General features: G+C 73.8%; 5 protein-coding genes. All 5 read right to left on the reverse strand.

The window, feature by feature from the left end; genetic code table 11:
* A complete protein-coding gene (locus tag GTY58_RS38200) occupies positions 1–330 on the reverse strand; it encodes a phosphopantetheine-binding protein (protein WP_037647123.1) in 330 nt (109 codons plus the stop codon).
* Positions 327–4,898: a type I polyketide synthase gene (locus GTY58_RS38205; protein WP_010988756.1), complete on the reverse strand. Its 4,572-nt coding sequence runs from the start codon at positions 4,896–4,898 to the stop codon at positions 327–329. Before GTY58_RS38205 ends, GTY58_RS38200 begins: the two co-directional genes overlap by 4 nt.
* A gap of 2 nt (positions 4,899–4,900) precedes the next feature.
* Complete coding sequence (locus GTY58_RS38210; RefSeq protein WP_010988757.1) at positions 4,901–11,998, reverse strand: type I polyketide synthase; 7,098 nt, start codon at positions 11,996–11,998, stop codon at positions 4,901–4,903.
* Between the two features lie 743 nt (positions 11,999–12,741).
* Entirely contained in the window at positions 12,742–14,292 is a 1,551-nt protein-coding gene (locus GTY58_RS38215) for a carboxylesterase family protein (RefSeq protein WP_042494035.1), read from the reverse strand.
* A 265-nt stretch (positions 14,293–14,557) separates the two neighbouring features.
* Entirely contained in the window at positions 14,558–15,172 is a 615-nt protein-coding gene (locus GTY58_RS38220; protein ID WP_010988759.1) for a hypothetical protein, read from the reverse strand.
* Positions 15,173–15,337: the final 165 nt, after the last annotated feature.

The following is a 15,337-nucleotide window of genomic DNA, read 5'->3' on the forward strand; positions in this document are numbered from 1 at the left end:
TCAGCCCACCTCCGCGACGGCGAGCGACCCCACCACATAGCCGACGAGGTCACCGACGGTCAGCGCGATGATCTCCTCGAGACCGCGGTCGGCCATGAACGCGGCGAAGTTGACGCGCTCGCCGTAGAACTCGCGCAGCTGGGCGGAGAGAGTGACGAGGTCGATGCTCTCCAGCTCCAGGTCGTCGTGGAAGGACGTGTCCAGGGTGATCTCGGAGTCGTCGAGCCCGTACTCCTCCAGCACGGTGCGCAGGATGGCCGAGAGGTCCGCGAGCACGGTCGCCTCGTCCGGGGCCGACCGCGGTGCGGGGCCTTCGAGTTCAGTGGTCATCTTCGCTCTCCTGAATCGTTGACGGCCGTCCAGGCCACGACGTACTCCTTGCCGGGCTGTCCGGACGGCCGGGGGATGGTCAGCGAGGAGTGCCGCACGCGGTACTCCTCGCCCGCGACACGGACGCTCACCACGGCGCCGTCCGCCGCCGTGATCTCGAACTGCTTGGGCGCGCCGCCCAGTCCGGTGCCGCGCGCCTTCGCGACGGCCTCCTTGGCGGCCCAGAAGCGGGTGAACCAGAGTCGTTCGGGGGCTCCTCGCGGAGCCTGGGCGAGGGCTCGGAGCAGCTCGCGTTCCGGCGGGGCGAGGGCGACGGCGAGGGTGCCCTCGGGACGGTCGGTCACTTCCTCGATGTCGATGCCGCAGGGCCCCTCGGTCCTGGCCATCGCCACGGCGCTCTCGCCGCGGTGGGCGATCGAGACATGCAGGGCGGGCAGGGTCCGGCCGTAGCCGCCGGTCACGAAGGGGCGGCCCGTCGGGTCGTTGCCGACCCGCACTTCGGCGGGGAAGACGGGGCCCGCGCCGCCGTCCCACATCAGATGCCGTACGGCGTCCTTGACGGCGATCCTGCCGAGCAGCCACTGCCGTCGGCCGCGCGGTGCGTGCGCCGCGTACCGCTCGCGCTCCTCGCCCGCCAGGATGTTCCGCATGATCAGCTCGCGGGTGGCCAGATCGGGCCACTCCTCGTGGACCAGCGCCCAGCCGCCCGGCTGCATCCGGGACAGGGTGTGCCGCTCGGGCTCCCGGTCCACCGCGCGGATCCGCGGGTTGCTGTCGAAGCGGCGGTCCTGCCAGCCGGTGAACTCCGCCCACACCCGGCCCCGGTACACCAGCTGCATATCGGCTTCGAGCGTGGCGTCGGTGACCGAGGTGATCCGGATCAGGCACTCCAACCGCTCCCCGGGGGCGGGGTGCGGGCCGTGGAAGCGGATCTCCTTCATGCCGACCGGGAACACCGTGGTGCGCACCGGCAGCCTGGACATGATCCAGTAGCCGAGGAGCTGTCCCACGTTGTCCAGCAGGGCGCCCGGCGCGGGCGGGCAGACGAGCACCCCGCGCACATGCCGTTCGCCGACCGCCGTCAGTTCGCGCACGCCCTGGAAGCGCGGTCCGTGGAACATCCAGCGGCGCGAGTACAGCTCCGCGGCCGTCAGCTCGGGCTTCTCCTCCGCCGCGGCCGGGAAGGTCCAGGGCTCCGCCGGGGCCGGGAAGGCCCAGGGCGTGGCAGGCGCTGACCGCCCCTGGTCGGCGGCGAGTTCGACCACGGCCTGCGCGTACGAGCCGAGCGACGCGGTGACCCGGTCCGGGCTCTCGGGGACGATCCGTACCGGGATGTCGACCGCCGGAGTGGCCGTCACCCACTGGTGCAGCCGTACGTCGTGGACGGCCACCGCCCGGCGGCCGGGGGCGGCCCGTTCCGCGAAGTCCATCAGATGGGCGATCACGGTGGTGCCGGGGACCACGGGCCAGCTGTCGGCGGGGTCGGCCCGGTCGGGCTGCTTGAAGAAGCAGTGGTCGAGGAGGTACGGCATGGTGTCGACGGACACGTGAAGGGTGGTGTCGAGGGGGCGGGGCGCGGGGGGCTCCGTCGTACGAGGGCCGGGCACCGCGGTCGTACGTGAGCCGGGCGTGGCCCGGGTGTGGTGGGTCGCCGCCGCGGCCCCGGGCCTGCGGCGGCCCGCCGACACCACGTCCGAGGCGAGCGCCGTCGCGTCCCGCAGCAGCGCGGACAACTCAGCTCCCAGCAGGCCCTGTTCGCCGAGGGTGCCGTGGTCGCCGTGGTCGCCGACGTCCCGGGGTGGTGGGGTGGCCGGGGCGCGGCGCGGGGCCAGCGCGGCGCTCACCCGGTGGCGGGTCTCCGCGTCCAGGGAGACGTTCGCTCCGCCGAGGTCCAGCCGGACCGGCCGGCGGCCGGTGCGCGCGGGTGCGGCGGCCGCCCTGCCCAGCAGCGGGGAGAGGTCCGAAGCCGCCCCGTCCGCCCACAACGCGCTCGCGACACGGTGGAGTTGGGGCAGGCCCGAGCGGTTCGGGGAGTGCGCGGCGACCACGAGGTGCGCACGGCCGTGCAGGGTGTCGCCGATGAGCGAGCCGAGGTGTCCGGCGCCGAGCTGGACGAAGGCGCGGAAGCCCGCCGCGTACATCGTGTCCACCAGCGGCCGGAAGCGGACCGGCTCCAGCAGATGGCGGACGAACAGGTCGCGGATCGCCGCCGGTTCCTCCGGGTACGGGGCTACGGTCGTCGCGGACCACAGTGGCAGCGCGGCCGGGTGGAGGGTGTAGGTCTCGGCCGCCTTTCTGATCGGGCCGAGGTAGGGCTCCAGCATCGGGGTGTGGAAGCCGGAGCGGAACGGCAGGATCTGCGAGATCAGTGCCCGGGACCGGAACACGTCGACGAGTGCGGCGACGGCGGGCTCCGGGCCGCAGATCATCGACTGGTTGGGCGCGTTGTCGTGGGAGAGGACCACGTCCGTGCGCCCGGCCAGCTCCGTCAGCACCTGCTCGGCGGGGGCGCCGATCGCGGCGAAGGCGAGCCCGGGAACGCTCAGCGCGTCGGGGTCGAAGCCGGCGAGGAAGGCGTCGACCTCGTCCGGTGCGTGGATTTCGGCGGCGGCCATCGCGGTCCACTCGCCCAGGCTGTGTCCGGCCAGCGCGTCGGGTGCGACGCCGAGCCGGCGCAGCGCCGCGTCGAGGAGCCGGCCGAGTTCGAAGACGCCGGTGCCCTGCCGGCCCACGTCGCCCACGGTGGCGTCGGCGACGGCCCGCGACCAGGGCAGCCCGAAGTGCCGGGCGACGTCCTCGGAGTTGGGCACGAACTCGGCCTCCAGGCCGGGGAAGACGAAGGCGAGCTTGCCGCCGCCGGGCCCCAGCAGCGGGCTCGGCACGAACCACACGTCGCCCCGGCCCCGCCACCCGTCGCCCTTCGCGACCGCCTTGCGGGCCAGCGCCAGCCGTTTCGCGGTGGGCCCGACGACGGCGAGCCGCACCGGATCGGCGGCGGGCGCCGGCGCGCGTTCGTCGAGACCGGCGGCGAGGATCGCGGAGTCGTCGCGGTCCAGCAGCGCGGCCATCGCCTCGGGTGTCGGCGCGGTCAGTCGCAGCACCCGCTCCGGCTCGTAGACCTGGGCCGCCCTCGTGACCGCCACCTGTTCCAGCACCACATGCGCGTTGATGCCGCCGAAACCGAAGGCGTTGACGGCGGCCCGGCGCACGGGCTGCCGGTCGTCGGCGGGCCAGGGCCGGGCGGCGCTGATGGGGGCGAACCGGGTGCGGGCCAGCGCCGGATGCGGCTCGTCGCAGTGCAGGGTCGGCGGCAGCACCCCGTGGTGGACGGCGAGGGCGGCCTTGATCAGCCCGGCGATGCCCGCGGCGGGCATGGTGTGGCCGATCATCGACTTCACCGAGCCGATGACGGCGCCCGGTTCGTCGGCGGTCGCGTCCTTCGGTGGCGGCCCGAACACCTCGGCGAGCGTGGCGAGTTCGGCGCCGTCGCCGGCCGGGGTGGCGGTGCCGTGCGCCTCCAGGAGCCCGATCGAGCCGGGTGCCGCCGGGTCGAGCCCGGCGGCCTGCCAGGCTTGACGGACCGCGCGGACCTGGCCGCCGGAGTCCGGCGCCATGAGACTGGTCGTACGTCCGTCGGAGGCGACGCCGGTGCCGGTGATCGCGGCGTAGATCCGGTCGCCGGCGCGCTCGGCGTCGGCGAGCCGCTTGAGGACGACGACGCCGGTCCCCTCGCCGATCAGCACCCCGTCCGCGCCTTTGTGGAACGGCCGGATGCGCTCGCTCGGCGAGAGCGCGCCGAGTTGGCTGAACACGCTCCAGAAGGTGATGTCGTGACAGTGGTGCACACCGCCCGCCAGCATCACGTCACACCGTCCGTCCGCGAGTTCGCGCACGGCGTGGTCGACGGCGATGAGCGAGGAGGCGCAGGCGGCGTCCACGGTGTACGCGGGGCCGCGCAGGTCGAGGCGGCCGGCCAGCCGGGAGGCGGCGAGGTTGGGTACGAGCCCGATCGACGACTCCGGCGCCTCGGGGCCGAGGCGGTCGGTGAACGCCTGCCGTACGGCCTCCAGTCGGTCCGCGCCGAGGTCGGGCAGCAGCTCGCCCAGGGTGCGTACGAGCTGGCTCGCGGTCCGCACTCGCTGGTCGAGCCTGACCAGGCCGGGGGTGAGGTAGCCGCCGCGGCCGAGCACCACACCGACCCGGTGCCGGTCGGCGGGCAGCCGGTCCGCGCCGCCCGCGTCGGCGAGGGCCTGCGCGGCCACCCGCAGCGCGATGAGCTGGTCGGGCTCGGTGGCCGGCACCGCGGCCGGCATGATCCCGAACTCGGTGACGTCCACCTCGGCCAGCTCGTCCACGAAGCCGCCGCGCCGGCAGTAGACCCGGTCGGCGCGGGGCTCGGCGCCGGGCGCGTAGTGCTCGTCGGCGTCCCAGCGGCCGGGCGGGACGTCGGTGATGGCGTCGACGCCGGAGACCAGGTTGTGCCAGTACGTGGCGAGGTCGGGGGCGCCGGGGAAGAGCACCGACATGCCGACGATGGCGATGGGTTCGGCGCGTCCGGGGGTGGTCATGGTCACCAGCCCGAGGCGGTGTACACGACGGCGGTGTCGCCCTCGGGGCCCCAGGCCAGCTCGCGCAGCAGGCTCATGGTGCCCTCGTCGGGGTCGATGAGCCGGATGCCGCGGGCGGCGTAGTGCCGCATCAGCTCGGGGGTGACCATGCCGTGGTTGCCGTCGCCGGTCGGTGCCCACGGGCCCCAGTGGACGGTCAGCCCGCGGCGGCCCGCCCCGGCGTCCGCCCAGCGGGTGCCGAGGGTCTCCAGGGCGTCGTTGGCGGCGGCGTAGTCGGACTGGCCGCGGTTGCCGAGGGTCGCGGCGATGCTGCCGAACAGCACGGCGAACCGCGGCCCGTCCGGCAACTCGCTGATCGCGTCCAGCAGTTCACGGGCGCCGTCGGCCTTCGTACGGAACACCCGGTCGTACGACCGCGGGCTTTTCTCCGCGATCAGCTTGTCCTCGATCACGCCCGCCGCGTAGACGACGGCGTCGAGTCTGCCGTGCTCGGCGTGGATCTCCTTCACCGCCCGGCGCACGGCGTCGCCGTCCAGCGCGTCCACGGTGCGGTAGCGGACCTCGGAGCCGAGTGCGGCGAGCCGGCGCAGCGTGCCACGCACCTCGCGCTCGGCCTGGATCCGGCCGATCGCCCGTTCGATCTCGGCGGGCACCCGCAGGCCGCCCGCGATGAGCGCGGCGCGCAGTTCGCCCGTGGTGACCGCGGGGGCGAGGGCGGGGTCCTCGGCGCCCTCGGGCAGGGCGGTGCGGCCGAACAGTTCGATCCGGCAGCGGCAGGCGGCGGCCAGGGTCGCGGCGAACCGGGCGGTGATCCCGCGGGCGCCGCCCACCAGCAGCACGACCGAGTCGGTGTCGAGGCCGAGCGCGGCGGCCTCGGCCGCGCCGTCACCGGCCGGGCCCGCGCCCGTTCCGCCGAGCAGGCCCAGGCCCTCCTCGGCCATGCGCAGTCCGCGACGGGTGCCCGGGGAACGTAGCACCACCGGCTCCCGGTCGTCGGCGGTGAGTTCGGCGACGAGACCGGCGGCGATGTCCTCGGGCGCGGTGCCGGGGGCGTGCTCGACGACCCGGGCCACCGTGTCGGGGTACTCGCGCGCCACGGAGCGGAAGAAGCCGCGCAGTCCGGCGGAGGTGCCTGAGGCCAGCACCCAGCGTGGGTTGCCCGCCAGCACCTGTCGGTAGACGGGGAAGGTGTCCGGCAGGACGGGTGGGGCGTCCGGCGCGACGAGGTGGATGAGGCCGTCGAACTTCTCGTCGGCCGGGGGCTCGTCGGCGGTGAGCGCGTGGGCGCCGTGCGCGGTGAGGCGGGCGGTCAGCGCGTCGGCGACGGGTCCGGTGCCGAGGAGCAGGAAGTTCCGGCCCGTCAGCCGGTCGCCGGTGGGCGCGGGCTCGGCGGGGGCGAGGTCGAACTCCCGCATCACCAGGCGCTTGGGCGCCACGACCAAGGGCTCTGCGCCGGCCGGGGCGGACTGCGGGGTGGCTGCCGGGGTGACTTCCGGGGCCCTGGCCTCGGCTGCCTCCCCTCGGGCACCCGCCACCAGCTCGGCGATGCTCGCGGCGGTGCGTGCCTTCGCCAGTTCTTCCACGTCGGTGTCGGCGGTGGTGGTGAGGCCGAGTCGGGCGGCGAGTTCGCCGGCGATTTCGGCTCGTTTGATGGAGTCGACGCTGAGGTCGGCTTCGAGGTCGAGGTCGGGTTCGATCATGTCGACGGGGTAGCCGGTGCGTTCGCCGATCACGTCGAGCACGAGTGCGAGGACGGACTCGGCGGTCGGTGCGGGGCCCGCGGCGGGAGCGGGGGCCTGGGCAGCCGGGGCCGGGGTGGGAACGGCGCCCGGTCCGGTGACCCGCTCGACCAGCGCGGTGATGGCGGCGGCGGTGCGTGCCTTGGCGAGTTCTTCCACGTCGGTGTCGGCGGTGGTGGTGAGGCCGAGTCGGGCGGCGAGTTCGCCGGCGATTTCGGCTCGTTTGATGGAGTCGACGCTGAGGTCGGCTTCGAGGTCGAGGTCGGGTTCGATCATGTCGACGGGGTAGCCGGTGCGTTCGCCGATCACGTCGAGTACGACCGAGAGCACCGAGCCCCCGGCGGGCTCGGCCACGGCAGCCACGGCAGCCGGTGCGGCGGGCGGCGCGGTCACGGTGACGGGGGCGTCGGCGTACGTGACCGGGGCGTCGGCGTACGTGGCCGGGGCGGCGGCCGGGGCCGGGGGCCGTACCGCCGGATCCGCACCGAGATACCCCAGCATCACATCCCGCTGAGCCGCGATCATCTCCCGGCTCGTCCGCAGGAACTCACTGATCAGGGCCTCGGAGCCGGTGGCTGCCACCGGTCCGGCCGAGGTGCTGTGGGTCACGAGGGCCTCCGGGACGCGCTCGGCGGGATGGAGTGCGGCGGCGGGGATCGCGCCGTCCGCCGTGCGGATCAGATGGCCGTCGACGGTCCACGCGGCGCGCACCCGGCGAGGTGCCCGGGCGGCGTCGACCGCGCCCCGGCCCTGGAAGAGCCACGAGGTCCTGACGTCCACACCGGCGACGGCCAGTTGGGCGAGCGCGGCGAGGAATCCGACGAGACCGGTGTGCCGGCCCTTCTCCAGGGCGACCGTGCGGTGCGGCCGGTCGCCGAGGACCGTGCCCACCAGCCGGGTCAGCACCGAGCCGGGGCCGGCCTCGACGAAGACCCGGGCCCCGGCCTCGTACATCGCCTCGATCTGGTCGGCGAACCGGACCGGTGCGCCGATCTGGGCGGCGAGTTCGGCCCGGATCGCCTCGGGGCTCTCCGGGTAGCGGGCGGCCGTACGGTTCGACCAGACCGGGAAGTCGGTCGCGCCGACCGGGACGTCGGCGAGCACCTTCGCGAAGGCCTCGCCCGCCGCCGCGACCAGCGGGCTGTGGAACGCGCAGGCGACCGGGATGCGCTTGGCGCCCAGGCCCTGGGCGCGCAGCCGCTCGACGGCGGTGAGCACGTCGTCCGTGGGGCCCGAAATCACCGTCTGACGGGGCGAGTTACGGTTCGCCGTCACCACTGAGCCGTCGAGTCCCGCCGCCGCCAGGGCCGCCGCGACCTCCGGTTCGCCCGCGGCGACGGCTGCCATGGTGCCGGGATCACCGTCGCCGGCGGCGCCCAGGACGGCGGCGGCCCGGCCGCGGCTGGTCCGCACCAGCGCGTCGGGGGTGAGGGCGCCCGCCGCGGCCAGTGCGGCCAGCTCTCCGTAGCTGTGCCCCGCGGCCATCGCCGGGCGTATCCCGGCCCTGGTGAGGAGCTGGAACGCGGCGAGTCCGGTGAGCCCGAGCGCGGGCTGTGCGACGGTGGTGTCGGTGATCCGCTCCTGCTGCTCCTTGCGGCTCGCCTCGTCGAAAGCCGTCGGCGGGAAGAGGACGCGGGCCGTCGTCTCGTCGAGCCGCAGATGGCGCTGGAGTTCGGGGAAGGCCACGAACAGCTCCGCGAACATCCCCGGCCGCTGGCTGCCCTGGCCCGGGAAGAGCAGCGCCACCTCGCCCGTCTCCGTGTCGTCGGCGGTGAACAGGCCCTCCTTCGGGGCGTGTTCACCCGCGACGGCCCGGCGCAGCAGCGCCGCCAGCTCCTCGGCCGACTCGGCCACGAGGGCGATCCAGGTCCGGGCGCCACGCGTGCCGGCGGACTCCGCGCGGCGGGACGCGCCGAGCGCGAAGTCCCGCAGCCGCCACGGCTCGTGGGGTCCGGGGTCCGCCTCGACGAGGGCGAGCAGCTCGGTGGCGGCGCGCACGGCCGCCGCCCGGTCCGCGCCCCGGAAGGTGAACAGCTCGGCGGGCCACTGCTGGGCGGCGGTGACCGGCGGTGGACCGTCCTCGTAGGCCCGCAGCACGACATGGAAGTTGGTGCCGCCGAAGCCGAAGGCGCTGACTCCGGCGACCCGTTCGGCCGGCGCGGCGGGCCAGGGGCGGGCCTCGGTGTGGAAGGCGAACGGGCTGCTCTGCGCGTCCCAGGCCGGGTTCGGTTCGGCGAGGTGCAGGGTCGGCGGCTTCACTCCGGTGTGGAGGGCGAGCGAGGCCTTGATCAGTCCGGCCAGCCCGGCCGCGCACTTGGTGTGCCCGATCTGCGACTTGACCGAGCCGAGCGCACACCTGCCGGGCTCGGCGCCGGCCTCCTCGAACACCCGGGTGAGCGAGCCGAGTTCGGTGCGGTCGCCGACGACGGTGCCGGTGCCGTGCGCCTCCACGAGCCCGACCTCGGCGGGCGAGACGCCCGCGTTGCGGTAGGCCCGGGTCAGCGCGTTGTACTGCCCCTCGGGCCGGGGCGCGGTCAGGCCCAGCGCCCGGCCGTCACTGGCGCTGCCGACGCCCTTGATGACCGCGTAGATCCGGTCGCCGTCGCGCTCGGCGTCGGCGAGCCGCTTGAGGACGACGCAGCCGACGCCCTCGCCGAGCGCGATGCCGTCGGCGGCGCTGTCGAAGGGCGCGGAGCGGCCGGAGGGCGAGAGGGCGTGGGCGGAGGCGAAGAGCAGGTAGTCGTTGATGCCGTTGTGCAGATCGGCGCCGCCGCACAGCACCAAGTCGCTGGTACCGCCGCTCAGTTCCTTGCACGCCACGTCGACGGCGGTGAGGGAGGAGGCGCAGGCGGCGTCGACGGTGTAGTTGGCGCCGCCGAGGTCGAGGCGGTTGGCGATCCGGCCCGCGATGACGTTGGCGAGGATGCCGGGGAAGGAGTCCTCGGTGAGCCGCGGCAGCTGCTCCGCCAGCGCGGGCGGCAGAGTGCCGAGATAGGCGGGCAGTACGGACCGCAGCGTCATGGCGTTCGACAGGTCACTGCCCGCCTCCGCGCCGAACACCACCGACGCGCGGGCCCGGTCGAAGGACCGGCTCCCGTAACCGGAGTCCTCCAGGGCCCGGCGCGCGGCCTCCAGGGCCAGCAGCTGCACCGGCTCGATGGCGGGCAGTGAGGCGGGTGGAATCCCGTACCGCAGCGGCTCGAACGGGATCTCGGGGAGGAAGCCGCCCCAGCGGGACGGGGTCTTCTCCCCGGCGCCGTTCAGGTCGTGGTAGAGGTCGGCGTCCCAGCGGGTCGCGGGCACCTCCGTGACGGCGTCCGCACCGGCGAGCACGTTCGCCCAGAAGGCGGCGAGGTCGGGGGCACCGGGGAACATGCAGGCCATGCCGACGACGGCGATGTCCAGCGGCTCGGGGGAGGCGGCGATGGCCGGTTCCTCGATGCCGAGGGCGTCCAGCCGGGCCGCCAGGAAGCCGGCCGCCCCGGTGGTCACCGAGGCGTGCAGGTCGGCGACGGTGGTGATGGCCGAGCGCAGGACGGCGACCTCTCCGGCCATGAACATGCCCTCGGCGAGCTGTCTCTCCTCACCGACCTCGTGAAGTTCGCCCCCGGCCCGCTCCAGGCCCTTGCTGGCCAGCCGCAACCGGCCGACGTTGAGCTGCTCCAGCCGCTCCCAGGCCTCCCGGCCGGGTACGTCGCGGGCGGCCAGCTCCTCCTTGACGGCGGCGAACTCGTCGGTGAACGGGCTGCGGACACAGCGGGTGGCGTGCCCGGGAGCGGTCTCCAGGAGATCGGTGCGCTCGGCTGCGATCACCTGCCGCTGGAACAGGGGCAGTACCGCGCCCGCGCTCACGGCCTCCTCGGTGAACAGATACGCCGTGCCCATCAGTACGCCCACGGCGGCACCCCGGGCGCTCAGCGGCGCGGCGAGGGCGGTCACCATGGCGGCGGACCGCTCGTCGTGCACCCCGCCCGCGAACAGCAGCTGCAACTCCGCGGCCGTACCGTTCTTGGCGCCCGCCAGGAAGTCGTCGAGCACGCAGAGCTGCGCCTCCCACAGCGGGAAGCTGCCCCGCGGGCCGACATGGCCACCGCACTCGGCGCCCTCGAAGACGAACTTGCGCGCGCCCGCCTCCAGGAACTGCTTCAGGAGCCCCGGCGACGGCACGTGCAGGAAGGTGGAGATGCCCACCGCCTCCAGTGCGGCCGCCTGCGCGGGACGGCCGCCCGCGATGATCGCGTGGGAGGGGCGGATCTCCCGTACGACCTCCAGCTGGGCGGCCTTGATCTCCTCGTCGGCGAATCCGAGGACCCCGACTCCCCAGGGCGCGTGCCCGAGGGCGTCCCTGGTCCGCTCCAGGACGGTGCGGGTCTGCTCGGCGCCGGAGAGCGCGAGCGCGATGAAGGGCAGCGCTCCGTGGCCGCTCACCTCGGCGGCGAACGCGGCCTGGTCGCTCACCCGGGTCATCGGCCCCTGGACGACCGGCAGTTCGGTCCCGAGCGCACGGCTGCCCGCGCTGTCGGGGCCGAGGGCGGGACCCGCGCTCTTGAGGGCGTCGAGGACGGCGTCACGTACGCCCCGGACCGCCGCGTGGACGGTGCCCCAGCGCTCATGGAAGCGTGCCGCGAGGAAACCGTCCTGACCGATCTCGGGCGCCGGGGCACCGTCCGGGGCACCCCGGCGCCGTACGACACGGCGGCCGTTCTCCACGGTGGTCTCGGAGCCGTCGAGCCCGGTGAGGAGTACGGAGGTGCCGGCGGGCAGTCCGGCCTCGGCCTCGGTGAGCAGGGCGAGCTGGGTGTCCAGGACGACACCGGCACCGCCGCCCGCGACGACGGCCGCCGCGGTGTGCGGGCCCGCGCCGCCGCAGGCCCAGACCGGCAGGTCCAACTCCCGGTCGGCGAGCAGCTGTTGCACCAGCACGAACGTGCCCAGTTCGCCCACGGGGCCGCCTGCCTCGTGGCCCCGGGCGATCAGTCCGTGCGCCCCGGCCGATAGGGCCCGTAAGGCCTGCTCATGGCCGGTCACCTCGACGAGCACGCGGTGGCCGGGGAAGTCGCCCGGGGTGCACGAGGCGTCGCTGGTCAGCAGGACGGTGTGCACGCGGGCGGGGAGGTCCCGCGCGGGAAAGGCATCGTTGTCGGAGAGCCGTACGCCGAAGCCGGCGGCCGACCATTCCTCGGCGAGCGCGAGTTCCGCCGCCGCCCGGCGCCCACCCGAGGTGAGGTCGAGCACGCCGAGACCGCCGGCCCGTACGGCGGCCGCGGTGACCCGTGCCGAGGGGACGGCGAGCGGGCTCACGGCGATGACGATGTCCTCGACAGCAAACAGCCCGGAAGTATCGAAATTCGACACAGGCACGCGAACGCTCCAAATCACACGAGAGTGAGGAATGGTGGGGGAGAGCGCTTGTGCTTCACAAGGCACTGCGAAGCACGCTCATGGTTATTGCGCATCCTCGCGAAAGTCAAACTCTCAATGAGACGGTCCTTGCCGGATGTAACACTGCCGACACGGCTGCATCGGATTCCTGTGTGAACGGGCGACAGCGGCCTGACCCGAGGGCGGTTGAGGGGGCGCCGACCGCAGGCCGCGCGCGTCCTCCGCCCCAACTCATCCTGCGCGTACGTGTCCTGACGGCGCGTCAGGATGGTGTCCCGATTGGATCAAGCGGAAACGCATTGTTTCCCCAGGTGTAAATTGAATCCTTAAACAGTTCCCTTTCATATAATCAAAATTCACGCTGGGCAAAAGGGTTGGATTCGGCACTTGAGTGTGAATAGCCACGATTCGTACTCGCCGGTAGATGGCTCGTTTAGGACGCACGTTCCATGGGATCAAGCCCGCTCGGTAGCGCCTTCCGGCCGCGTGGGGCGGTCGGGCCGTGGCCGAATCCAAAAGGTCTCGGGGCGGTGGCGCAGGAGGCGTACGGGGCTTTGCGGCAGGGGAAGGGGCCGCAGGATGTCTTCGGCATCGCGAGGCGGGCCGATCAGATCAACAGGCGTTCGTCGCTGTCCTGGTCGCCCTGGTCGTCCCGCGTCGGCTGCGTGCCCGAGGCATCAGCACCGGGTGTTCGCCGAATTCCGGCCAGGAACCGGCGGACTTCACTGGATCAGCGGCAGCGCGGGGAAGGTGTGGCGCTCCCAGAGGCGCCGGGAGGTTTCCTCGGGGTAGGGGATGACCTCTGGGGCCGCGTCGAGGACTTGGACCAGCCGCCGCTCGGTGTCGTACGTGGGCCAGCCGGGGTCGCCCGTCCGTGCGAACGCCGTCCAGGACGCCCGGAAACGGGATGACAGCGCCTCGGCCTCCGGTGAGGGTTCCGTACCGGCGAACAGCAGGCTGCCGAGGTCGGCGTCGAACGTGCCGAACAGCAGCGGGATGTCCAGGCCGTGGCAGGCGCCCAGTACGCCGCCGTTGCCCGGGGCCGGCCAGGTCAGCTCGTAGACGTGGGCGCGTCCGCCGCCGGTGAGCTGCGCCTCGGCCAGGTGCAGTGAGGGCATGTGGAACAGCCAGTCGGACATGACGCGTTCGTACAGCTCGCCCGGCGAGGCGTCGGGGAAGCCGGTGCGGTAGGCCTGTTCGGCGTCCGGTCCGGGTCCGAACCTGCGCAGTGCTGCCCGCGCCTCCCCGTCGGTGATCTTTCCGAGCTGTCCGGAGAGGAGGACGAACAGCCGGAATTCCTCGCTGTTGTGACCGACGATCAGTTCGACGTCCCGGGCGGTGCCGGCCGCCAGCGCCTGCCAGGGGGTGGTGGGCAGGACCTCGCCGTCGACGACGGGGGAGAAGGGGGTCAGGGTGTGGACGACCGGCCCCCACCGGTCCTCGTACTGGCGCATCGTGGCCGCCAACGCCTCGCCTGCGGCGGGTAGTTGACGTGGGTCGACGGTGGACAGATCGGCGGCCGTGGGGCGCAGGCCCGCTTCGGCGGCGATCGCGGCCGCGATGTCCTTGGCCAGTTCGTCGGAGAAGTACGTGCCCGGCACGCTCTGGGCGATGGCCCGCCGGAAGAGGCCGGACGCGCTCGGCATGGCCAGCAGCGAGGCGATTGATCCGGCGCCGGCCGACTCCCCGAAGACGGTGACCCGGCCGGGGTCGCCGCCGAACGCCGTGATGTTCTCCCGTACCCATTCCAGGGCCGCGACCTGGTCGAGCAGACCGCGGTTGGCGGGAGCGCCGTCGACCCGGGCGAAGCCCTCGATGCCGACACGGTAGTTGAGGGTGACCACGACGACGTCGCCGTCGCGGGCGATGCGGCGAGCGTCGTAGCCGGGGCTGCCGGAGTGGCCGAGCTTGTAGGCACCGCCGTAGATCCACACCATCACCGGGCGGCGGGCACCAGGGTCCGGGTCGGGTGTCCAGACGTTGACCGTCAGCCAGTCGTCGCCCGTGGGCGCGTCCAGCAGGGCGGCGCGGCCCTGGATCCCCGTCTCCTGGGGCGGCGGCGGACCGAAGGCGAACGCGTCCCGTGTCCCGTCCCAGGCGCGTACCGGGCGCGGCGCGGCGAACCGCGCGTCCCCCACGGGCGGTTCGGCGAACGGGACACCGCGGAAGACCGCCAGGCCGCCCTCCAGGCGGCCGCGCACCGTACCGGCGGCGGTGGGGACCACGGGCTCGGCGGACCCCGGCGCCGACGCGCGGGAATCGGCTGTCGTCATCGTTGACTCCTCAGTGGTTGCCGGTGGAGCGACCTGTCAGTGGCTGCTGGTGGAGCGACCTGTCAGTGGCTGCTGGTGGAGCGACCTGTCAGTGGCTGCTGGTGGAACGACATGGTGCACCCGCGGGCCCGGACCGCTCGACCTCACCCCCGCCGAGTACTGGCTCCTGGGCCGTCTACCGGCCAACGCGGAGCGTGTGCTGTCGACAGACCCCTGCCGGGTACCGCGCGGCGCCGCTGAGGTCCGGCATGCCGACGGGGCCCTCTCAGGACCTCGCCTCATACGGGCCGCCCCGGAAGTACAGGCTTCCGTACGGTCGGGGACGGTCACCGCGCTCATGCGCGGCGTCGGAGCGGTCGGCAGGTGCCGACCGCTCGGCCAGAGCGCGCAGCGTCTCCAGACCGGCCAGGACCTCAGAGCGCTGGTCCGCCCTCTTCATCCACGCCGGCAGCCGCGCGAACATGGCCCGCGTCGGCCGCACCCCGCCACGCTCGCGCACCCGGGCGCCCACGTAGGCCGACAACTCGTCGACATGCTCCTCGTTGTAGGCCCACAGGATCCGGCCGACGCAACGGGTCTGCAGCCACAGCGGCCGCCGGAAAAACGGATCCTCACTCCCGCCCGGCACCGCGCCGACCAGCCCCGCACCACGCATCTCGGGTTCCCGGTCGGCGACGGTTCCGCACCCACCGCAAGCCAGACGGCGTGGCTGGAACAACAGCTCGCTGAAGTACCTGGGCGCGGGAAGACCAGGCCGGGGAACCACGAGCGCACGGCCGCCGCATCGTGGACAGACCACCAGCATGCGGCCGGTGAACTGGGCCAACTGGCGGCCGGGGTCGTAGTGGCGGGCAGGACCGGTACCCGGCTCGGAATCCATGACGGACACCCTCGCAGGTTCGCGACGCCGCCCGCGACCGGGTTCTCGCGCGCCCTGGCCGCCCACGCCGTCCTCGCCGGCGCGGAAGCCGGGGCCAAGGAGTTCATGACGCGGCCGCGTCGAGGCCGGACGGTGGATCGGCGCCCGCTTTCGGATGACGTCACA

Source organism: Streptomyces sp. SID5469 (genome assembly GCF_009862865.1).
GTDB classification, from domain to species: domain Bacteria; phylum Actinomycetota; class Actinomycetes; order Streptomycetales; family Streptomycetaceae; genus Streptomyces; species Streptomyces avermitilis.

What these genes read in the sequence shown, in the direction of transcription:
- GTY58_RS38220 (WP_010988759.1), bottom strand. Translation starts at nt 15,172, where the DNA reads ATGGATTCCGAGCCGGGTACCGGTCCTGCCCGCCACTACGACCCCGGC.
- GTY58_RS38205 (WP_010988756.1), bottom strand. Translation starts at nt 4,898, where the DNA reads ATGACCACCCCCGGACGCGCCGAACCCATCGCCATCGTCGGCATGTCG.
- GTY58_RS38200 (WP_037647123.1), bottom strand. Translation starts at nt 330, where the DNA reads ATGACCACTGAACTCGAAGGCCCCGCACCGCGGTCGGCCCCGGACGAG.
- GTY58_RS38215 (WP_042494035.1), bottom strand. Translation starts at nt 14,292, where the DNA reads ATGACGACAGCCGATTCCCGCGCGTCGGCGCCGGGGTCCGCCGAGCCC.